The 20,463-nt window shown below is 64.3% G+C and carries 21 protein-coding genes; 6 read left to right on the top strand and 15 right to left on the bottom strand.

Features of this window, described 5'->3' with window-relative positions:
• Positions 1–25: 25 nt before the first annotated feature.
• Together J3D46_RS07445 and J3D46_RS07440 are read right to left on the bottom strand one after the other, a co-directional pair.
• Entirely contained in the window at positions 26–1,531 is a 1,506-nt protein-coding gene (locus tag J3D46_RS07445) for a CoA-acylating methylmalonate-semialdehyde dehydrogenase (protein ID WP_253466095.1), read from the bottom strand.
• A gap of 249 nt (positions 1,532–1,780) precedes the next feature.
• Entirely contained in the window at positions 1,781–2,866 is a 1,086-nt protein-coding gene (locus J3D46_RS07440; RefSeq protein WP_231340307.1) for an App1 family protein, read from the bottom strand.
• Positions 2,867–3,131: 265 nt separating this feature from the next.
• On the opposite strand from J3D46_RS07440, the gene J3D46_RS07435 reads away from it, so the two are divergent.
• Positions 3,132–4,481 carry an MFS transporter gene (locus J3D46_RS07435; protein ID WP_253466092.1) on the top strand — a complete coding sequence of 450 codons (1,350 nt, stop codon included), beginning with the start codon at positions 3,132–3,134 and terminating at the stop codon, positions 4,479–4,481.
• A 21-nt stretch (positions 4,482–4,502) separates the two neighbouring features.
• Here the strand turns inward: J3D46_RS07435 and J3D46_RS07430 are convergent, their stop codons facing one another.
• From J3D46_RS07430 to J3D46_RS07410, 5 genes are all read right to left on the bottom strand, one after another.
• A complete protein-coding gene (locus J3D46_RS07430; RefSeq protein ID WP_253466089.1) occupies positions 4,503–5,765 on the bottom strand; it encodes an MFS transporter in 1,263 nt (420 codons plus the stop codon).
• A complete protein-coding gene (locus J3D46_RS07425; RefSeq protein WP_231340348.1) occupies positions 5,762–6,136 on the bottom strand; it encodes a MarR family transcriptional regulator in 375 nt (124 codons plus the stop codon). Before J3D46_RS07425 ends, J3D46_RS07430 begins: the two co-directional genes overlap by 4 nt.
• Positions 6,137–6,355: 219 nt before the next feature.
• The gene (locus J3D46_RS07420; RefSeq protein WP_253466086.1) at positions 6,356–7,228 is read right to left on the bottom strand and encodes an SMP-30/gluconolactonase/LRE family protein; all 873 of its coding nucleotides are present in this window, start codon (positions 7,226–7,228) and stop codon (positions 6,356–6,358) included.
• Between the two features lie 9 nt (positions 7,229–7,237).
• Complete coding sequence (locus J3D46_RS07415) at positions 7,238–8,695, bottom strand: MFS transporter (RefSeq protein WP_253466084.1); 1,458 nt, start codon at positions 8,693–8,695, stop codon at positions 7,238–7,240.
• The gene (locus J3D46_RS07410; RefSeq protein ID WP_231340302.1) at positions 8,676–9,416 is read right to left on the bottom strand and encodes a TetR/AcrR family transcriptional regulator C-terminal domain-containing protein; all 741 of its coding nucleotides are present in this window, start codon (positions 9,414–9,416) and stop codon (positions 8,676–8,678) included. The genes J3D46_RS07415 and J3D46_RS07410 overlap by 20 nt, the downstream gene beginning before the upstream one ends.
• A gap of 142 nt (positions 9,417–9,558) precedes the next feature.
• On the opposite strand from J3D46_RS07410, the gene J3D46_RS07405 reads away from it, so the two are divergent.
• Entirely contained in the window at positions 9,559–10,284 is a 726-nt protein-coding gene (locus tag J3D46_RS07405; RefSeq protein ID WP_253466081.1) for a DUF2306 domain-containing protein, read from the top strand.
• A 60-nt stretch (positions 10,285–10,344) separates the two neighbouring features.
• Here the strand turns inward: J3D46_RS07405 and J3D46_RS07400 are convergent, their stop codons facing one another.
• From J3D46_RS07400 to J3D46_RS07370, 7 genes are all read right to left on the bottom strand, one after another.
• The gene (locus tag J3D46_RS07400; RefSeq protein WP_011773318.1) at positions 10,345–11,634 is read right to left on the bottom strand and encodes an adenylosuccinate synthase; all 1,290 of its coding nucleotides are present in this window, start codon (positions 11,632–11,634) and stop codon (positions 10,345–10,347) included.
• Between the two features lie 235 nt (positions 11,635–11,869).
• Positions 11,870–12,400: a hypothetical protein gene (locus tag J3D46_RS07395; protein ID WP_253466079.1), complete on the bottom strand. Its 531-nt coding sequence runs from the start codon at positions 12,398–12,400 to the stop codon at positions 11,870–11,872.
• On the bottom strand, positions 12,397–13,059 hold the full coding sequence (locus tag J3D46_RS07390) for a hypothetical protein (protein ID WP_253466076.1): 663 nt from the start codon (positions 13,057–13,059) through the stop codon (positions 12,397–12,399). Before J3D46_RS07390 ends, J3D46_RS07395 begins: the two co-directional genes overlap by 4 nt.
• Positions 13,046–13,570 (bottom strand): signal peptidase I, encoded by a 525-nt coding sequence (locus J3D46_RS07385; protein ID WP_231340298.1) that lies wholly within the window; start codon positions 13,568–13,570, stop codon positions 13,046–13,048. Before J3D46_RS07385 ends, J3D46_RS07390 begins: the two co-directional genes overlap by 14 nt.
• Positions 13,567–14,226 carry a SipW-dependent-type signal peptide-containing protein gene (locus tag J3D46_RS07380; RefSeq protein WP_231340297.1) on the bottom strand — a complete coding sequence of 220 codons (660 nt, stop codon included), beginning with the start codon at positions 14,224–14,226 and terminating at the stop codon, positions 13,567–13,569. The genes J3D46_RS07385 and J3D46_RS07380 overlap by 4 nt, the downstream gene beginning before the upstream one ends.
• Positions 14,227–14,229: 3 nt before the next feature.
• Positions 14,230–14,847, bottom strand: coding sequence for a SipW-dependent-type signal peptide-containing protein (locus J3D46_RS07375; protein WP_231340296.1), 618 nt, complete (start codon positions 14,845–14,847; stop codon positions 14,230–14,232).
• A 111-nt stretch (positions 14,848–14,958) separates the two neighbouring features.
• The gene (locus tag J3D46_RS07370) at positions 14,959–15,297 is read right to left on the bottom strand and encodes a hypothetical protein (protein WP_253466073.1); all 339 of its coding nucleotides are present in this window, start codon (positions 15,295–15,297) and stop codon (positions 14,959–14,961) included.
• Between the two features lie 242 nt (positions 15,298–15,539).
• Between J3D46_RS07370 and J3D46_RS07365 the strand changes: the two genes are divergently transcribed.
• The gene (locus J3D46_RS07365) at positions 15,540–16,172 is read left to right on the top strand and encodes a uracil-DNA glycosylase (RefSeq protein ID WP_231340294.1); all 633 of its coding nucleotides are present in this window, start codon (positions 15,540–15,542) and stop codon (positions 16,170–16,172) included.
• Between the two features lie 152 nt (positions 16,173–16,324).
• Here the strand turns inward: J3D46_RS07365 and J3D46_RS07360 are convergent, their stop codons facing one another.
• Positions 16,325–17,317, bottom strand: coding sequence for an ABC transporter substrate-binding protein (locus J3D46_RS07360; protein WP_374110834.1), 993 nt, complete (start codon positions 17,315–17,317; stop codon positions 16,325–16,327).
• Between the two features lie 150 nt (positions 17,318–17,467).
• Between J3D46_RS07360 and J3D46_RS07355 the strand changes: the two genes are divergently transcribed.
• Genes J3D46_RS07355 through J3D46_RS07345 form a run of 3 tightly spaced genes read left to right on the top strand, consistent with a single transcriptional unit; the run spans position 17,468 to position 20,438 of the window.
• Positions 17,468–18,559, top strand: coding sequence for a Fe(3+)-siderophore ABC transporter permease (locus J3D46_RS07355; protein ID WP_374110773.1), 1,092 nt, complete (start codon positions 17,468–17,470; stop codon positions 18,557–18,559).
• Entirely contained in the window at positions 18,556–19,620 is a 1,065-nt protein-coding gene (fepG, locus tag J3D46_RS07350) for an iron-enterobactin ABC transporter permease (RefSeq protein ID WP_231340292.1), read from the top strand. Before J3D46_RS07355 ends, fepG begins: the two co-directional genes overlap by 4 nt.
• The gene (locus J3D46_RS07345; protein WP_231340291.1) at positions 19,617–20,438 is read left to right on the top strand and encodes an ABC transporter ATP-binding protein; all 822 of its coding nucleotides are present in this window, start codon (positions 19,617–19,619) and stop codon (positions 20,436–20,438) included. Before fepG ends, J3D46_RS07345 begins: the two co-directional genes overlap by 4 nt.
• Positions 20,439–20,463: the final 25 nt, after the last annotated feature.

Below are 20,463 nucleotides of genomic sequence, written 5' to 3'. Positions count from 1 at the left end.
AACATAGGGACACTCTCACCTTTCGTTAGTTTTGCGGGAAGCCCAGGTTGATGCCGCCGTGGCTGGGGTCGAGCCAACGTGACGTGATGGCCTTCTCGCGGGTGAAGAACTGGAAGCCCTGCAGGCCGTAGGCCTTGGAGCTGCCGAAGATGGAGTCCTTGAAGCCGCCGAAGGAGTAGTAGGCCACGGGCACGGGGATCGGCACATTGATGCCCACCATGCCCACCTCGACCTCGGTCTGGAAGCGGCGGGCGGCGCCGCCGTCGTTCGTGAAGATCGCCGTGCCGTTGCCGAAGGCGCCGGAGTTGATCAGGTGCAGGCCCTCTTCGTAGCTCTTCACGCGGACCACGGCCAGCACGGGGCCGAAGATTTCCTCGGTGTACACCCGGGAGGTGACCGGAACGTCGTCGATGAGCGTCGGGCCAAGCCAGAAACCGTTCTGGTCCCCGTCCACCTCGATGCCGCGGCCGTCCACCACGACCTTGGCGCCGTCCTCGATGGCGACGTCAATGTAGGACGCCACCTTGTCGCGGTGCTGGCGGGTGACAAGCGGGCCCATATCGCAGTTGCGTCGGCCATCGCCGATCTTCAGGGTGGACATGCGGTCGGTGATCTTCCCGATCAGCGCGTCGGCGACCGGTTCGACGGCGACCACCACGCTGATGGCCATGCAGCGTTCACCGGCGGAACCGAAGCCGGCGTTGATGGCGGCGTCGGCAGTCAACTCGAGGTCGGCGTCGGGCAGGACCAACATGTGGTTCTTCGCCCCGCCCAGCGCCTGGACGCGCTTGCCGTTGCGGGCAGCGGTCTCGTAGATGTACTGGGCAATCGGTGTGGAACCGACAAAGGAAATCGCTTTGACGTCCGGGTGCTCCAGAAGCCCATCCACTGCTTCCTTGTCGCCGTGCAGCACGTTGAAGACACCATCAGGAAGCCCGGCCTCGGTGAACAGGGCAGCGAGCCAGTTGGCCGCCGTCGGGTCCTTTTCGCTCGGCTTCAACACCACGGTGTTGCCGGCGGCGATGGCGATCGGCAGGAACCACAGCGGCACCATGGCCGGGAAGTTGAACGGGCTGATGATCCCCACAACGCCCAGCGGGGCCTTGGTGGAGTAAACGTCGACGCCGGTGGAGACATTTTCCGAATGCTCACCCTTGATGAGGTGCGGGAAGCCGGTGGCCAGTTCCACGACTTCCTGGCCGCGGGTGATTTCACCAAGGGCGTCGGAGACCACCTTGCCGTGCTCGGAGGTGATGATGCCGGCGAGTTCGCCCTTGCGCTCATTCAGCAGTTCCCGGAAGCGGAAGATGATTTGCTGTCGCTTGGTGATGGACATATCGCGCCAGGCCGGGAATGCCTTGTGGGCCGAAGAGATGGCCGACTCGATGTCTTCCGCGTTCCCGAGGTTGACCAGCTTGGTTTCCCGGCCGAGGGCCGGATCGAAGACAGGGGCCGTGCGATCCCCGGCCGACGGCGACTCGGCGCCACCGATCCAGTGCGGGACGACGTGGAGTTGGTTGATTTCAGTCACTGCATTCTCATTTCTTACGGCGGATCGATGTGCGAAGCATCTGGTTCCACCGTAGGGAAGGGACCTGCAGGAAGAGGCACTACATTCAGCGAAAAGCTGTTTGCTGAATAGACAAATGTACAGACCACAGGGCCGGATACTACGGCGCGTCCGTGGATCCTGCAGGCCCCATCCGCCACGGTGACAACCTCGGCGACGCCGATCCGTGGACGGACACCTGGTTCTACGCGAACCCTGTGTTCATCGACGTCACCGGATAATCCCCAACTCCTCGAGCTGCGCGGACATCCCGGCACCGTCCGGGGCGTAGATCCACGGGACGCCAGGAGTGGGCTGGCCCCCGGACTTGGAACGGCCACCGGCGAGTACGGCTTCGCCGGCCGAGAGTTGGCGGATCGCGATTGCCCTGACGTTTTCGGGATGCTGCTGGGCGAATTCGGAATAGATGGCTTCGTCATGTTGCCCGTCGTCGCCCACCAGCAGCCACTTGACGTGCGGGAACTCTTCGGCGAGGCGCTCCAGGGAGTTCCTCTTGTGCTCCTGGCCGCTGCGGAACCAGCGGTCAGGGGTGGGGCCCCAGTCGGTCAGGAGCTTGGGGCCGGCAGGATACAAATTGCGCGACAGGAACCGTGACAGCGTGGGTGCCACGTTCCATGCTCCCGTGGACAGGTACAACACGGGAGCTGAGGGGGCTGTCCGGGCAATCCGTTCGTACAGCACGGCCATCCCGGGGGTGGGCGTCCTCGCGTGCTCGTTAAGGACGAACGTGTTCCAGGCGGCCAGGAACGGACGGGGCAGCGCAGTGACCATGACGGTGTCGTCGATGTCGGATACGACGCCGAAGTCTGCGTCGTCCGCGACAATCCGTACGGGCGCCTCCACTACCCGGGACTCACCGGACTGCAGCGTGATGGCGTGCCACCCGGCGTCGAGGGCTACCGGGATCCGAGCATCCACCACTCCGCCGCGGTCTGCGACGACGTCATGAACGGTGCCGTCGATAGTGACTTTCACTGCGGCGTTGGCCACGGGGGCACTCGTGAAGTTTCGCCAGCCGCGCATGCTTTCCTGCAACGGCTTGGCGTGGCCCGCAGCGTCCCGGGGGTCGCTCCGTACAACCCGGGCGAGAACCCGGACCCAGGACGTGGAACCGTAGCCCGTATAGGGAATTACTGTCTCTACCCGGCCACGCCGGATGGCAATGCGGGTCTGGAAACCCAGCCACGCGTCGTCGAGCCTCATGGCGAGGTGGCGACGTGCGTTGGCCGCCGGTTTGGGCCCGTCGCTTTCAACGGCGTCGGACTGGGGGCGCGGTTTCATGGGACGGGGAGACATGCGTCCAGTCTTCCACGGCATGCCCCCTAACGCAGCCGGAGCAGCGGGTGCGATGACCAGACCCGAAACCAGCGTGTCCGAACCATTGACATCGGTGGAGTGATAAAGGATCCGCCGCGCGTTGACGTAGCGCAGGTCACGACTTATGATTTATGAATCGATTCAAGATGTAACCTTCCTCACGCTGAATGAGCACCGCATTGTTCAGTCTTGGATGGGAAGAGCTCTTGTTCCTTGCCAACGACGACATAGGAGTTCAGCCGCAATGAGCGTCATGCACGGGAGGGATCTCCCCTCCACCCAGAGCGAAGCCACCGGCCACAAGGATCCCAGGAAAGCCGCGATGAGCGGCTGGATCGGAAGTGCGCTGGAGTACTACGACTTCGCCCTGTACTCACTGGCAGCGACCCTGCTTTTCCCCACTATCTTCTTCCCCACCGAGAATCCCACCGTCGGCATTATCGCCTCGCTGGCCACCTACGCGGTGGGCTATGTTTCCCGCCCGCTCGGCGCCGTCGTCCTGGGTGCCTACGGGGACCGGCACGGCCGCAAAAAGGTGCTCGTGTTCGCGATGCTCCTCATGGGCTTCGCCACCTTTGCCGTGGGGCTCCTGCCCACCTACGGTCAAGTGGGGCTTCTTGCGCCCGTCCTCCTGGTAATCCTCCGGCTGATCCAGGGTTTCGCGGTCGCCGGCGAACTGGGCGGCGCCAGCGCGATGATCGTGGAGCACTCCCCCGATTCCAAGCGTGGCTTCTTTGCCAGCTTCAGCCTGCAAGGCACGCAGGTGGGCTCCATCCTCGCCACAGCCGTCCTGATTCCACTCGCCGCCCTCCTCCCGGAAGAACAGTTCCACTCATGGGGCTGGCGCCTGCCCTTCCTGCTCAGCGCAGTCGTGATCATCGCCGGGTACGTCATCCGCCGCCGAGTGCAGGAGCCGCCCGCCTACCTGGCACAGTCCGAGGACGCCACCGCCAAGCGCAGGTTCCCCTTGGTCGACCTCCTGCGCACCCACCCCTGGGTCCTGGTCCGGTGCATCCTCATGACCTTCACCAACGTCATCGGCATGGCCACCCTCATCTTCGGCGTCTCCTTCGCCACCCAGAAGGGCTACGGCATCGGCTTCTCCAGCAGCGAGTTCCTTTGGGTCACCATGGCTGCCAACGTGGCCGCGGTAGCCACCATCCCGTTGTTCGGCGCCCTGTCCGACCGGATCGGTCGGCGTGCCCTCATGGTGGCCGGTGGAATCTCCGGCGGACTGCTGACCGTTGGGTACCTCTGGGCGATCGAACAGCGAAGCCTGCCGTTGGTGTTCATCTGCGTTGTGATCGTGCAAGGCATCCTCTTCCAGATGTGGAACGCCACCTTTGCCACCTTCTTCCAGGAGCAGTTCCCCATGCGGATGCGGGTGACGGGCTTCGCGGTCTCACAAAACATCGGCCTCATGATCGCGTCGTTCTTCCCCAGCCTTTTCACAGCGATCGCTCCCCCGGGATCAGCGAACATCCCCATGGTCATCGGCCTGACCACACTGGGAATCTGCCTTGTCTCGGCGATAGCCACCCTGCTGTCTTCGGACACCAAGGGCAAATCCCTGGAGGACCTCGAGGTCCGCTAGATCATCAAGGAGCCCAAGGCCTCAGGAAGCCTGCGTCGCACGCCTCCTGAGCCACGCGGCACGCACCTGATCGCGGATGGTGCGCTGGCTGCGACGGCTGACCAGGATCACTGATGCGACGCCCGTGGCGAGGACGATCGCTCCGCCAGCGGCCACCGCCCATCGAGCACCAAACTCCGTGCCGATCCAGCCCATCAGGGGAGCACCAATCGCCGTTCCCCCTTGCAGGATGGCAAGGTACAGGGCGAGGACCCGTCCCCGGAACTGTGGTTCCACGGACAACTGGATAGTGGTGTTGCAGCTGTTGAGGAACGTAATGGAGGCGAGGCCAACGGGGATGAGGACGGCCGCATAGATCCAAAACGTGGGCGAGATGCTGGCCAGGAGGGTGAAGGCCCCCAGGGTCAAGGCACCCCCCAGCATGAAGCGCAGACGGGGACCGGACCGTCGGGCGGCCAGCAGGGCGCCTGCGAGTGTTCCCACGGCCATGATGGAGCCGAGGAGTCCAAATTCTTCAGGACCCATGCCGAATTCGGTGGTGGCCATCAGGGAGTTCGTGACAGCGAAGTTCATGCCGAAGGCACCCAGGAGCCCCACCATGACGAGGATGAGGACCAGGTCCGGACGCTGACGCACGTAGCGCAGGCCCTCCGCCACTTGGTGCTTGCCGCGAACCACCGGGACGCTCGGTTCGAGCTGGGAGATCTTGACGCGGAAGAGCGAAATGATGACCGCCACAAAGCTCGCGGCGTTCAGGAGGAAGACGGGCCCCGTACCGATCCACGCGATGAGCACGCCGGCAATGGCCGGGCCGGTCAGCCGGGCACTGTTGAACGACGCGGAATTGAGGGCCACGGCATTGGAGATCTTGTCCGGTCCTACAAGTTCGGAAACGAACGCCTGCCGGGCCGGGCCGTCGATCGCTGCAGCAAGTCCGAGCGCAAGGGCAGCGAGGTAGACATGCCACAATTGCGCCCAGCCCATGACCACCAGCAGGCCAACGATCAGCCCACAGACCCCCATCGCGGCCTGGGTCCACAGCAGGATCACGCGCTTGCGGTACCGGTCGGCAAGTACGCCGGCGTAGGGGCCCAGCAGCAGCATGGGGAGGAACTGAAGTGCCGTAGTGATGCCAACGGCCGTACCGGAGTGGTTGGTGAGGACAGTCAGGACCAGCCAGTCCTGGGCTACTCGCTGCATCCAGGTGCCGACGTTGGAGACCAGCGCACCGCCCGCCCAGACCCGGTAGTTGGGGTTCTCCAAGGCCCGGAACATGGCACTCACTTGGCGCTCATTTCCTGCATGATGTGCGCGGCGCGGCTGAGCGTCAGTCGGTCCTCCTCGCTAAGTCCTGCGACTCGCTGGGCCAGCCAGGCAGTCCGCTGGCTGCGTGCCTCCGCCAGGACTTCCTGGCCTGCGGGAGTGATGCTGATGTGGACTTGCCGCCCGTCTCCGGGATGCGGCTGCCGGGCAGCGAAACCCTGGTCCGTCAAGGCGTTCACAATCCGGGTCATCGACGGGGCCTGGACGTGCTCGCGTTCGGCCAATTCGCGGAGTGTCTGCGAACCGGCGTTGAGGTGGGCGAGCACTGTGTACTGGCCTGGGGTAATGACATCGCCCGTGGCTTCGATCCGGAGCCTGCGCGAAGTGCGCATCACGGCGGTACGAAGATCGATGGCCAGGATATCCGCCCGAATGCCGTCGGATTCCTGGGCTGTGGCTTGGGTTTTAGTTGCTGTGCTGGTTTTAGTTGCTGGCTTGCTTGCCGTCACTGGGAGGCGCCTCCTGAGGTGCGATAATAGTTAGCAATGCTAATTAGCTCCGCTAACCATTATGCTCCCCTTAACGGCCAGCTGTCGAACGGTTCGCCTTGGCTAACGCTTCGCGACCGTGTCCTGCGTCGATGTCCGCAGTCGGTACAAGGACGTGGTGGCGGTGATGTACAGGTCGCGGCCATCGGCTCCGCCAAAGCAAAGGTTGGAGACTCTTTCCGGAACGTCGACGGCGGTCAGCAACCCGCCGTCGGGCGAATACACGCGGACCGATGACCCAGCTGACGTCCACACCCTACCGTCGACATCAACGCGGAATCCGTCCGATGCCGCGTCATCTTCAAGCTCAACAAACGTCCGGCCTTCCCCGCAAACGCCGCCCTCAACGGGATAAACAGCGATCCGGAAGGGGACCCCGAGGCCCGGACCCGCCGTGTCAGCGACGTACAGCAGCGACTCGTCCGGAGAGAACGCCAGGCCATTGGGGTGAACAAGGTCCGTCACCACCGGCGTCAGCTCTTCCGTTCCCGGGTCGAAGCGGAAGACGTAGCAACCACCGTATTCCTGCTCGCCCTCGTGGCCTTCGACGGTCCCGGGCAGGATTCCGTACGGTGGATCCGTAAACCAGACTGTGCCATCGCCGGCCACCACGACGTCGTTGGGCGAATTGAGCCGATGTCCGCCGAACGAATCGACGATTCCGGTCACCACGCCGTCGTGATCCCGCTCAACGCGCCTGCGGCCATGGCTGCACTGCACCACGCTGCCGTCGCGGTCGAGGGTACGCCCGTTGGTGTATTCGACGGCGGTGGCATACTCACGCGTCCGAGCAGTGGCGGGCGTGAACTCGAGAATCCGGTTGTTGGGGATGTCGCTCCAGCGAACCGTCTGCGACGCAGGAACCCAGACTGGCCCCTCCGCCCACACAGTGCCTTCGAACAGCTTCTCCAGGGTGCCCGTGATCAGATTCTCCATGATTTGAGACTAGTCGTTGGCAGGTTCCGGGCTGGCCTTCCCTGCCGGTTCCGTCCTGCTGACCTTGCCCTCCGACGGCATCGCCAGAACTGCCACGACCGTGAGGATGGCACTGACAAGCACAGCCATGAAGACGGCAGCGGATGCGTGAACTGTGGTTTGAGGATCGGGGCCGCCGCTTGGACCGTTGGCATAAATGGCGTTGGCCACCGCCCCGAACACGGCCACACCGATGGAGCTGCCGATGGAACGCGCAAAGAGGTTGGTCCCGGTGACGACGCCGCGCTCATTCCATTCGACGCTGGTCTGGGCGGCAATGAGGCTTGGAGTTGCCACCAGGCCCAACCCGAGTCCAACGATGAAACAGGCAACCGCCACCAGCAGAACGCTGGGCGACGAGGCGGTGAGGGCCAGGACGGCGGTGCCAACCACCGTGATCACGATGCCAATGACGGCCGTCCGCTTGAACCCGATCCGGAGGTAGAACCGGCCGGCTTGGGAAGCGCTGATGGGCCAGCCCAGCGTCAATGCTGCCAACGCAAGGCCAGCCAGGAGCGGTGACGTGGACAGTGCGCCTTCCAGGAAGGTGGGCACGTAAGAGGTGAGCCCCAGCATCACCGCGCCGACCCCGAAAGCGACCATCGCCGTCGTCGCCAGCAGCCTGCGCGAGACGACCCAGGGCGGCAGGACCGGCTCCGACGCCTTCCGCTCCACCAGGAGGAACGCGATCAGCACCACGGCTCCCCCGGCAAATACAGTGATGCTGATGGGTGAGTTCCACGGCCAGGCCTGGCCCCCTTGGAGCGCCCCCAGGATGAGCAGGCTCAGGGAGATCGTCAGCAGTCCGGCTCCCAGGTAGTCGATGCGGTGCTTGGTACGCTCCACGTTCTCGTGGAAAGTACGGATCAGCATCCAACCCGCCAGGAGGCATAGCGGGATGTTGATGAGGAAGATCCCACGCCAGATTTCCAGCGACGCGAACACGCCACCCAGTGTTGGCCCCACCACGGAAGAAACGGCCCACACGCTCGCCAGGTAGCCCTGCACCTTCGCCCGCTCCGCAAGCGTGTAGATGTCGCCTGCAATGGTGATGGCTACAGGCTGCACGGCTCCCGCACCGAGCCCTTGAAGCACGCGGAATGCGATGAGCGCCGGCATGCTCCACGCCACTCCGCAGAGAATCGATCCGAGCAGGAAAAGGCCGATGCCAAGGAGTATGACCGGTTTGCGGCCCAGGACATCCGAGAGTTTGGCGTAGACAGGGACGGACACCGCCTGGGCCAACAGGTATGCGGAAAAGAGCCACGGGAACGAGGAGAACCCGCCGATGTCATCAACGATCGATGGCACCGCCGTGGCAACAATTGTGGCATCGATCGCCACCAGGCCCGTGGAGAGCATCAAAGCAATCAGAATGGGTCCACGACGGGATCGGAACCCGATTCCGTCATCGGTCACTGTGGTCATCTGCCCGTCCAATCGTGCTCGTCCAATCCTGCTCGTGGAGCCGCTCAAATCCGTCAAGGAGGAGGTCGAGGGCAAACTCGAACTCGAACTGGTCATCGCAACCGGACCCTACAACGGACTCATCCTCATGTGCTGCCGCCAAGGCAATCCGAAAGAGATTCGGGTAGCTCTCGGCCATCTGCCTCGCCATGGCGGTCCGGACCTCGGCCGGCATGCTTTGCTGCCCGCCGGCATCCCGCCCCGCCGAGTCGTCGAAGACCTCTTGGGTGAACCCCCACATCCGGCTGCCCAAGGCGTGCATGACGTGGTGCGTGAGATCCACGGATAACCCTCCCCCAAGGAACATTCCCACAAAGCCGTCCATGTACTCGAGTACGGCCGGCGTGGTGGTGGTGCGGGTCTCAATCACAGGGCGGGCCCAGGGGTGCCGCAGGAGTGCCCGCCTGGCCGAAAGCACCCGCAGCCGGACGGCAGACTTCCACGGCGCCTCCGGAACGGGCGGGTCGATTTCGCTGACGAGGGTGTCCACCATGCCGTCCAGGAGTTCTTCCTTGTTGGCGACGTGCTTGTACAGCGCCATTGGAACAACGCCGAGTTCCTGCGCGAGCCGACGCATGCTCAGTGACTCAATTCCCACCTCGTCGGCAAGCGCGACGGCGGCTTCCAGCACGCGGTCGCGGTTCAGGGGTACGCGTCGGGCTGCTTCCGCCAGCTGGGTCATATGACATGCCTTCCGAAAAGTACCGCAAGGACCGGAGTCCGGGGGTTGACAGGTATACAGCGTACACCTAGCCTTTCCATCATGAAGGTGTACGCCGTACACCTTTCAGGACGCCGGTCACCAAAGAGCGCAAGGCAGAGCCATGACAGCACGAACCACCACATCCTCCCGCGGCAACCACCAGGCAAAGTGGGCGGTGCCCGCGGCCTTGATCGCACTCAGCCTCGTCCCGGTCATAGCCGGTGCCGCCCGCCTCTCTGAATTGACGGGCGGCGCACCCACTCCGCAAAACGCCAGGTTCTTCGGTTCGCCCATCCCGGTGATAACCCACATCGTCACCGTGACGGTTTACAGCCTGCTCGGGGCTTTCCAGTTCATCCCTTCGCTTCGGCGCGGCAAGCGGTCATGGCACCGGATGGCCGGACGCATCCTTGTGCCGGCCGGCTTGCTCGCTGCCCTGTCCGGCTTATGGATGTCCATGTTCTACGACCTCCCCGAAGGCGACGGCGAGGCGCTTCTGGTCCTTCGGCTGATCTTTGGTTCGGCCATGGTCGCGAGCATCATCCTGGGACTCTTTGCGATTCGACGCCGGGACTACGCCACCCACGGCGCATGGATGACGCGGGCCTACGCAATCGCCCTGGGGGCCGGAACGCAAGCCCTGGTCATCCTGTCGTGGATACTGGTTGCCGGCCCCACCAACGAGACAACACGGGCAATCCTCATGGGTGCCTCCTGGGTCATCAACCTTGCGGTGGCCGAGTACGTCATCCGCAGGCGCGCCAGAAGGCCCGGCCACGCCTCCCGCACGGCGGGCCGGGCCGTTAAACCGGAAACGACGACGGCGGGCCACCTGTCGGTTCCATAAGGAACCAAGGTGACCCGCCGCCGTCGTCAGCGTTCAATGAACGGCGAAGTCCGGAAGACCTTAGTCGTTGATCAGGTCGTGAACAACGATGGTCTGGTCGCGGTCCGGGCCGACGCCGATGGCCGAGAAGCGCGTTCCGGAGAGCTTTTCGAGGGCCAGCACGTAGTTGCGGGCGTTCTCCGGGAGGTCCTCCAGGGTGCGCGCACCGGTGATGTCTTCGGTCCAACCGTCGAAGTACTCGAAGATCGGGACAGCGTGGTGGAACTCGGTCTGCGTCATGGGCATCTCGTCGTGGCGGACACCGTCGACGTCGTAGGCGACGCAGACAGGGATCTGCTCGATGCCCGTGAGGACGTCCAGCTTGGTGACGAAGTAGTCCGTGAAGCCGTTGACGCGGGAAGCGTGGCGTGCCAGGACGGCGTCGTACCAACCGCAGCGGCGGGGACGGCCGGTGTTCACACCGAACTCGCCACCGGTCTTCTGCAGGTAAACACCCATCTCATCGAACAGTTCCGTGGGGAACGGTCCGGCGCCAACACGCGTGGTGTACGCCTTGATGATGCCGATGGAGCGCGAGATGCGGGTAGGGCCAATGCCCGAACCAACGGAGGCGCCGCCTGCAGTCGGGTTGGACGAGGTGACGAACGGGTAGGTGCCGTGGTCGACGTCCAGGAACGTGGCCTGGCCACCTTCCATGAGGACGACCTTGCCCTCATCCAGTGCGTTGTTGAGCTCGAGGGTGCTGTCGATGACCAACGGGCGCAGGCGCTCGGCGAAGGACAGGAAGTACTCCACGATCTCGTCAGCAATGATGTCGCGGCGGTTGTACACCTTGACCAGGAGTTCGTTCTTCTGGCGCAGCGAACCTTCCACCTTCTGGCGGAGGATGGACTCGTCAAAGACGTCCTGGACGCGGATGCCGAGGCGGGCCACCTTGTCCATGTAGGCCGGACCGATGCCGCGGCCGGTGGTGCCAATGGCGCGGCTGCCGAGGAAGCGCTCGGTGACCTTGTCCAGCACCTGGTGGTACGGGGCAACCAGGTGGGCGTTGGCCGAGACGCGCAGGCGGGAAGTATCCGCGCCACGGGCTTCGAGGCCATCGATTTCCTGGAACAGGGCCTCGAGGTTCACCACGCAGCCGTTGCCAATAATAGGAATTGCGTTGGGGCTCAGGATGCCCGCGGGAAGGAGCTTCAGCTCATACTTCTCACCGCCAACAACCACGGTGTGCCCGGCGTTGTTACCGCCATTGGGCTTGACCACGTAGTCAACGCGGCCACCGAGCAGATCGGTTGCTTTGCCTTTGCCTTCGTCGCCCCACTGGGCTCCGACGATCACGATAGCGGGCATGGGATCCTCCCCCATTCTTTCGGGCGAGACACTGGCCGGATGACCAGAACTCGACGCCGTACATGAGAATGCCCCGACGTTACCGGTGCAGCCTGCCGCGAGCGGCGACCTACGCAAGAGTTTCGGGGCTCTTACCAGCCAAGTTTAGCCGATGACACCGCTTTCTCTGGTGTCAAGGTGTCTTGGAAGGCGGCAGGGTGAAGTTTTCTTCAGTGAAACCTGGGACGGGCCATCTCTAAGCGGCCGGCAGGTTCCGGCAGTTGCCGCCCAGTCCAAGGATGAGTCCCGCATTCGTGGCCACTGAGGCCGGCTGGGAGGTCCACCCGTACCGCTTCACCACAATGGCGAGTTGGAGTTCCGTGCCAAGGCCCAGCAGACCGCCCAACAAATTGGTGGCAACGTCCGTGGTGTATCCGCCTGCCGCTGTTCCGGTAGTGTTCCCAGCCAACGAGTAGCCGGTCAGTGGCGCCAGAAGGGACCCCAGGCCACTGGTGGAAGCCTGCATTTCTGCATCCGCCAGTGCGTAGCCTGCTGGTGGTTTCCAGTACACCCGCACATAGGCGCCCAGACCGGCGATCCCGTTGTTGTACACACATGGACCGTTGAGTGTTGGAGCCGGGATGGTCACCGTGCCGAAGCTCCCTGCCGAGTACTGATCGCGTTGCCATGCCGCTTCCGTGACGGCCGGTGGGTTCACCGCGGAAAGCACGACGGCGAGGGGCAACGCCACCGTCAGTCCAACCCGCGCCCGCTTGAACATATTCACCCGGCAGCACCCCGCAAACGGGCCAGTCCAAACCCTGCCGCGACCGCCCCGAAACCGAGGAGCGCAAACCCTCCCAGGCGAAAACCGGTGTCTGCCAGGATTCCCGACGACGGCCCGGCCGGGTTTCCGGGGAAGCCCGGCCCACCCGTGTCGTCCCCTGACCCGTGGACGCCCACCACGATCTGCGTACGGCTCCCCTGCACCTCACGGGGCACGTCCTCGGCCAACGTTGCTGTCAGGAGGACGTAGGCGTTGGTCGATTCGGCACTGCCGGGTTCCATGAGGTCCACCTGCACACCCCCGGCAGTGTCCAGCGATGTCCGTCCCAACAAGACACGCTGGCCCTCCGCGCAGGAGCTTCCCTCCCAGGGTTGCGAGCAAGCCTTGAGCTCCACGCTCAGGAAATCCCGCAGCACCTCCGTTGACGCCGGCTCGGATTGCAGCCCGACGTCGAGGGATGTGGCAGGTTCGCCGCGAACATGGACATCCACCGCCCAATCCGCACTGCCGCCCGGGGTGAGCCGATGCACTTGGCCGGCTGGACCGGCGTCGAGCTCCAACCAACCCGAAGCCTCCCCATCGGCGGCAACCGCGGGTGCGGCACCCAGCAGCAGCACTGCCGCAACGGCTGCCGTCCACAACCCACTACGCCGCCACATGCTGCCCGCTCCTGCGCCGGCTCGGATTCCTTGGCCACAGGACCCAGGTCACCAGCCCGGAGACAGCAATAGTTGTGGCGCCAAGAACCACCGGATTGGCGGCCGCGGACAGTGGCTGGGCGAGCCCCGGCACGGACCAGAGGACCAGCCGGACCTTCTCCACCACATAGGGTGCCGGATCCGCTTCGGTGTTGGCATCACCCTTCATGGTGATGGTTCGCGCAGATCCGTCCGCAGGCTCCACTGTTTGGACCCTGTGCGTGATGGGCAGCTTCCCCGGCCTGTCCACGGTCACGACGTCGCCTGCGTTGATCCCGCTGGCAGGGATTTCACGGACCACGGCGAGCGAACCCGCCGGGATACCGGGCGACATCGACCCCGTCTTGAACATGATCAGCGTGATGTTGAACAGCAGTGCGCAGATCACCGCAAGGATGCACACAGCCCCGCCTGCGGCCGCGATGTTCAACAGGACTTCCCGCAGCCGGCTGCGGAACGGGCGGCGGCTCATGAGCTTGAGGTGGCAGTAAATTGCCAGGTTGCGGTGGCGGTCTGGCCTTGCAGGGCATTGTTTGCGCCAAGGGGAAGGGTGACCTCGAAGCAGAACTGCGTCGGAGCCCCGGGAAGCGTCGCTGTTGCGGCGGCCAGGGGATTTACGACGCCGGCCGCCTGCCCTTGCGTGAACGGTTTGGCTCCGTCGCTGCCCACCACGAACGTTGGCGTCCCGGTAAACGACGACGCGTCGCAGGTGGCCGACCGGACCACGCGGTATCTGAGCGCCGCCCCCAGGTCCGCGTTTCCGGTACCGCTGCTGGTCACCACCGGAACCCCGAGGACCACCTCGCCGGCTACCGAGGTGGCTTTGGTCCGGATGGCGAACGGTGCATAGGCCACAGTGCCAGGGCTCATCGCAGTAGCGGCGAACACCAGCGTGCCGCCCGGAGACACGTCATTGGTATTCCATGCGCCTGCGGCGCTGTACGGCTTGGTGACATTGGATTCCGTTTGGAAAACGCTCGCCCCGAAGGAGCCACCGGCAAAGTCGCTGTCAGTCCAGGACGCCAGGGTCACTGAGCTGCCGAGCCCCAGCACCAACGCCCCGGCGAGGATCGCACGGATGCGCAGGGCAACCGCACCGTGCTTGGTCTTGGCTTGTCGACGACCCATGGATCACTGCGATTGCGCGGCGAATTCCCAGGTGGTGGTCCCGGTTTGGGACTGGACGAGGTCATCGTCGGCCGTGATCCGGAAGCACAGGTTCACTGCATCGCCCGGATTGGTGCCCGCTCCCTGCGTCAGCGCAAAGGTGACACTGCCCGGCGTCGTCCCCAGTACTTGTCCGGCTGCCACCAACGTGGTGTCCACTGGTTCGGCGCACCCAAAATCCGTCGATTGCGTGAGGGAGTACGTGAGACCGGTCAGTGCACCCGTTGATGCTTCAGTTGAGACGGTGACGGTGGCGTCGTTGGTGGTGGCATCATCCAGCCTGACCGCGAAGGGCGCCGTGACCACGTCCCCCGGTGAAAGGTTGGACGGCGTGGCAGTGAAGCCAAGCGTTGCCGGTGTCGCAACCGGGTTCTCTCCGAACGCCGTGCCGTCCGTGCTGCCCTCAAGGTTGAACGAACCAGCGGTGAAGGTGCCTTGGGCAAATTCGGAGTCGTTCCACGCTGCCAAGGTAATCGCAGCGCCTACTCCGAGTACCAGCCCACCGGCCAGGAAAGCGCGGACCTTGGGTGCCTTGCTGTGACGCTGCCTTGTTTCCGGTGAAGCTACTTCATGTGCAACCATTGTTCCCCCGAGATGAGTGTTGGCGCGTGACGGGTCGCCAAATGGCTCCCCTTCCAACCCATCTTCTACTCGGGTGGACAGCAGCGGCGCTGACCGGCACTTAAGGGTTAATCACTCACCGGCCACGAACTGCAGCGCAGCTTCGGCGAACGCGGGCCACTCTTCGTTGCAGGAAAAAGGTACTTCAACCCAGTCCTTGAACGGGCGCTTCATTCCTGACGGATCAAACAACACCGCGCCCGGCAGATCAAGCGCACGGGCGTGCTCCGCGGTGTCCCGGCCGAGTTTGAAGACCACCTTGTCGCCGTTCAAGCAGGCCAACGCCTTCTTGTTCAGCATGAGCGAACTGGCCCCGAACATCTTTCCCATGACGACGCCGGCCGCGGCAAGTTCTGCGCCCAGGCCCTCGAAAGCGGAAAGGGCGGCAGCGGACGGTTCTTGTTTCTCCATATGCCGCATCATGCACGACCCCGCGGGCCGTCGTCGAGACTTGACCGCCGCCGTCGAGATACCCGACACGTTTCCGGGCAACACGCCGCGTCGCATTTCGGGGCGCGCCGGAGCGGGCCCCGTTAACCCCCATAGTCCGGTAAGGTTAGTTAGCCCCCAACAGCACCCTTTGAGGTTCGGCTGCGGCATGCCCGCGGCCCCTTGGAATGGTGCGCTGTAACACCTAGGAGACCTAACCCCTGATGCAAGAACTGGCGACTGAATCACCCGAAGAAATCCTCTGGAACCGCCGCTACGAACCGCACATCGCCGAGGTCAACGAGCTGTGCGACTCCATCAAGGAGCAGAAGCCGGGCAGCGAGGTCCTTTACATCGACCCCGCCCACAGCATGGATGACTGCCGCATCGTCAGCCTTTTCTCCAATCAGCGCACCAACACCGGCGAGGGCTTCATCACCCCTGGTGACGACGAAGCCGCCACCCGCATGCTCGGCATGCAGTGGCAGCTTGGCCTCCGCCCCGAGCTCATGATTCCGTGGAACGCGTACCCGTGGATCGAACCCACCGAGGAACCGGGCAAGCTCACGCCGGCCAACATCACCGAAGGCCTCAAGCCTTTGCTGCGCCTCCTCCAGCTCCTCCCGCGCACCTCCGCACTGGTGGCGCACGGCAATGAGGCCCACCGCCTCGCCGACCAGCTCATGAAGGCTGCTCCGGCCAGCATCGCCCGCCGCGGCTTCAAGACCTTCAAGGTCCGCTCGCTCGGTGGCCGCTCCTTCGCCGGAACTCCGGCACGCCAGCAGGAATACCTGGATGCCATCCACGGCGCCTACGCCGAGGCCATGGCACGCACGGGCATCCCCCGCAAGGCCTAGCCGTACCCAACTGAGTCGCATTTGTGCGCGTTTTGAGCGCTCAATACGCGCACAAATGCGACCTACTTGGGCGAATTAACGACGACGGCGGCCCTCACCTTTTGGTGGGGGCCGCTGTCGTACGTTGGGGTGCTTGTTTTGGGGTGGAGGCGTTAGCCGACCAGCATGCTCCGGAGGTCCTTGAGGATCAGCTGGGCGCCGGTGGGGCCGAGGCCGAGGAACCAGACGTCGTCGCTGACGGCCTTGGCCTGGCCGGCTTTGACGGCACCGAGCTTAGGCCAGACAGCGCCTTCAACCACGGACGTTTCGCCGGTGGCAGCGGGGTCACCGTAGCTGCTGTAGAAGATCCAGTCTGCATCCCCTTGCTCGATGTTTTCGGCCGAAATCTCGGCGGCGAGTTCGTCAATATTCTGGTTCTCGGGACGGTCCAGGCCAGCGTCCTTCAGGATGACGCCGATCAGTGACTTGTTCGCATAGAGGCGGATCTTGCCCGGCAGGAAGCGGACCAGCGAGATTTTGGGATCGCCCTTGACGTCTGCCTTGAGGGCGTCCGCTTCCGTTTGGTAGTCGTTCAAGGCCTTGACGGCTTTGTCTTCCTCGCCCAAGGACTTGCCCACCAGGAGGAAGTTCTCTTTCCACGGGAAGCCGGGGCGGATGCTGAAGACTGTGGGGGCAATGGCGGACAGTTGCTTGTACAGTTTGTCGGCGCGGAGCTGGCTGCCCAGGATGAGGTCCGGCTTCAGCGCAGCGATTGCTTCGAGGTTAAGGTCCTGGATGGTGCCTACCGAAGCCACATCCTTGACCTTGTCAGCCAAGTACGTGGGGACAGGGTTGGCGCCTTCGGTGGTGGCCATCCCTACCGGCGTGATGCCAAGGGTCACGACGTCGTCCAGCTCCCCGGTGTCGAGGACCACCACGCGTGTGGGCTTCTTCTCCAAGGTGGTCTCACCGTTGGCGTGCTTCAGGGTACGCGGGAAAACGCCGGGGGCGGCGTCCGTGCCGAGCTTGGCCGTTTCCTGGTCCGCAGTAGTGAACTTGGATCCGCCCGTTGCAACATCCGCGTTGCCGGCACTGGAGCCCGAGCCACCACTGGCGCCGCAGCCCGCAAGGAGGCCAGCTACCAAGGCGACTCCGGCCACCTTCATGGAAAGCTTGCGCATGCGGGAAGCCTTACGCGGCTGTACTTCAAAATCGTCATTTTTCACTGGGTAAGGCTAACCTAATTAAGGCACACTTCCGTGACGTTGTGACAACAGTCACGGGATCGCCCCCTATTACCGCCCCACCTCTCCGGAATGGTCCCCTGCTGTGTCCCACATGACGGCGCTATGTCCCAAGTAGCCGCTCCCGCCCTTCCGGCTGCCGGCGCGGTGCCGCATTCCGGCGTCGTCAATAAATCCCGCTGGCGGATCGTCTTCCTGGCCCTTGCCGCGGCGGTACTCCTGGGTGCCGTGATGTTGAGCCTGGGCATCGGGGCGAAGTTCATCCCGGCTGCCACCGTCCTGGAAGCGTTCACCAACCCACAGGACACGGCAGATCACGCGATCATTCTGGAAAGCCGCCTGCCGCGTACCTTGATGGGGATCGCCGTCGGAGTCGCCCTGGGTGTAGCCGGCGCGCTGATCCAGGCGATCACGCGGAATCCGCTGGCAGATCCTGGCATCCTGGGCGTCAACGCCGGCGCATCCTTCGCGATCGTGCTGGCGATCGGCGTCTTCGGCGTTGGTTCCCTGAGTGGTTACATCTGGTTCGCGTTTGCCGGCGCCATCCTCACAACGGCGGCCGTGTACTTGATCGGCACTTCCGGCAGGAACGTGGTGAATCCGATCCGGCTGACGCTGGCCGGAGTGGCCTTGGGCGCGGTGCTCACCGGCATTGGATCCGGGCTCACGCTCCTGAATCCGAAAGCTTTTGACCACCTGCGCTCGTGGAGCATCGGCTCACTGGACACGCGCAGCATGGAGTCGGTCCTGACTGTGGCGCCGTTCATGGGCGCGGGCCTGCTGGTGGCGTTGTTCTGCGTCCGCGGACTCAATGCCGTGGCGCTGGGCGACGACCTCGCCACCTCCCTGGGGGCCAACGTCAACCGCACGCGCATCCTGGGGATTATTTCCATCACCCTCCTGAGCGGCGCAGCAACGGCCGGTGCCGGAGCCATCGGATTCGTGGGGCTCATGATTCCGCACGTGGCCCGGTGGATCGTGGGCCCGGACCAGCGGTGGATCCTGGCCACCACCGTGGTGCTCTCCCCCATCCTGCTGCTGGTGTCCGACGTCGTTGGCAGGGTTGCCGCACCCGGTGAGCTCCAAGTGGGAGTGGTGACCGCGTTCATCGGTGCTCCCGTGCTGATCGCGTTGGCGCGGCGCCGGAAGGTGAGCGGACTATGAGTCGCCTGGACCCCGGGACTCGAGTGGACTTTGGCCGGCCCACCGTCCTGCTTCGCAACCGCTCGCTGAGCCTCCGGTTCGATGTCCGCAGCATCCTCGTCTGCATCCCGCTGCTCCTGGCCGCGCTTGCCGTGGCCGTGGTTTCACTGGCCACCGGCGACTACGACGTCACTGTGCAACAGGTCCTGCAAGCCTTCACCGGAGATGCCCCGGGACTTGCACAGACCATCGTCATGGAGTGGCGTCTCCCTCGTGTGCTGGCGGCGTTGGTGTTCGGTGCCGCCCTGGGCATGAGCGGCGGCATTTTCCAGTCCATGACCCGCAACCCTTTGGGCAGCCCGGACATCATCGGCTTCAACACAGGCGCCTACACTGGTGCGCTGATCGTGATGCTGACAGTTGGTGGGGGCTACCTTGGCATCGCAGCGGGCGCCCTTGTGGGTGGCGTCCTCACCGCTCTGGCCGTCTATTTGCTGGCTTACCGCCGCGGCTCCCAAGGCTTCCGGCTCATCATCGTGGGCATCGGCATCAGCGCAATGCTGGCCGCCTTGAATCACTGGCTCATCCTGCAGGCCGAACTTGAAGCCGCCCTGGCGGCAGCCGTTTGGGGAGCCGGGTCCCTCAACGGCATCACGTGGGAGCAAGCGGCGCCTGCCGCCGTCGTGGTTGTTGTGGTTGGCTTGGCCACGCTGGCCGTGACGCGTCGGATGCAACTCCTGGAAATGGGCGACGACGCCGCACGCGCCTTGGGCGTCCGGGCGGAACCCACCCGTTTGTTGCTGCTCAGCCTGGGCGTGGCGCTCACTGCGGCTGTGACGGCAGTGGCCGGTCCCATAGCGTTCGTCGCCCTCGCCGCCCCGCAGTTGGCCCGTCGGCTCACCGGGAGCGCCGGCATCACCTTGGTTCCGTCCGCAGTGATGGGTGCCTTCCTGCTGGTGGCGAGCGACCTCGCCGCGCAACGCCTGTTCTCTCCGATCCAGCTCCCCGTCGGCGTTGTGACGGTATGCATCGGCGGTATCTACCTCGTCTGGCTGCTGGCCAGGGAAGCAAGGAAATCATGATCCTCACTACTTCTGCTCCGCAGCTCCACGCCGAAGCCCTGACCATCGGCTACGAGCAACGCATCATCTCCGAGAACCTCAACGTGCGCATCCCCGAGGGAAAGTTCACCGTGATCGTGGGGCCCAACGCCTGCGGCAAGTCCACGCTCCTGCGCGCCCTCGCCCGGCTCATCAAGCCGCGCAGCGGACAGGTGCTGCTGGACGGCAAATCCGTGACCGCGCTGCCCTCGAAGGAACTCTCCCGGCGCCTCGGGTTGCTGCCGCAGTCCTCCATCGCACCCGACGGCATCACCGTGGCCGACCTCGTGGCACGAGGCCGGTACCCGCACCAGAAACTGCTGCGGCAATGGTCCGAAGCCGATGAAATGGCCGTCGTGGAAGCCATGGATGCCACCGGCGTCGCCGCATTGTCCGGGCGGCTGGTTGACGAGCTCTCCGGCGGCCAGCGCCAGCGTGTGTGGGTGGCCATGGTTCTCGCCCAGCAGACGCCGCTGATGCTCCTGGACGAGCCCACCACGTTCCTTGATATCGCACACCAGATCGAACTGTTGGAACTCTTCCGCGAGCTCAACCTGGACAAGGGCCACACGCTGGTCGCAGTGCTGCACGACCTCAACCATGCCAGCCGCTACGCAGACCACATCATCGCCATGAAAGACGGCGTGGTAGTGGCCGAAGGGGCTCCCGCTGACGTGATCACCGAGTCCTTGGTGGAGGACGTGTTCGGCATGGCCTGCCAAATCATCGACGACCCCGTGACGCACACGCCGCTGGTGGTCCCGCTCGGGCGACCCCGCCACGCAGCGGTCACGGACTAACGCTTTTAACGACGACGGCGGCCCT

This window comes from Paenarthrobacter sp. A20 (genome assembly GCF_024168825.1).
In the GTDB taxonomy this organism is placed as follows: domain Bacteria; phylum Actinomycetota; class Actinomycetes; order Actinomycetales; family Micrococcaceae; genus Arthrobacter.
This window is presented reverse-complemented; position numbering and strand designations above follow the sequence as displayed.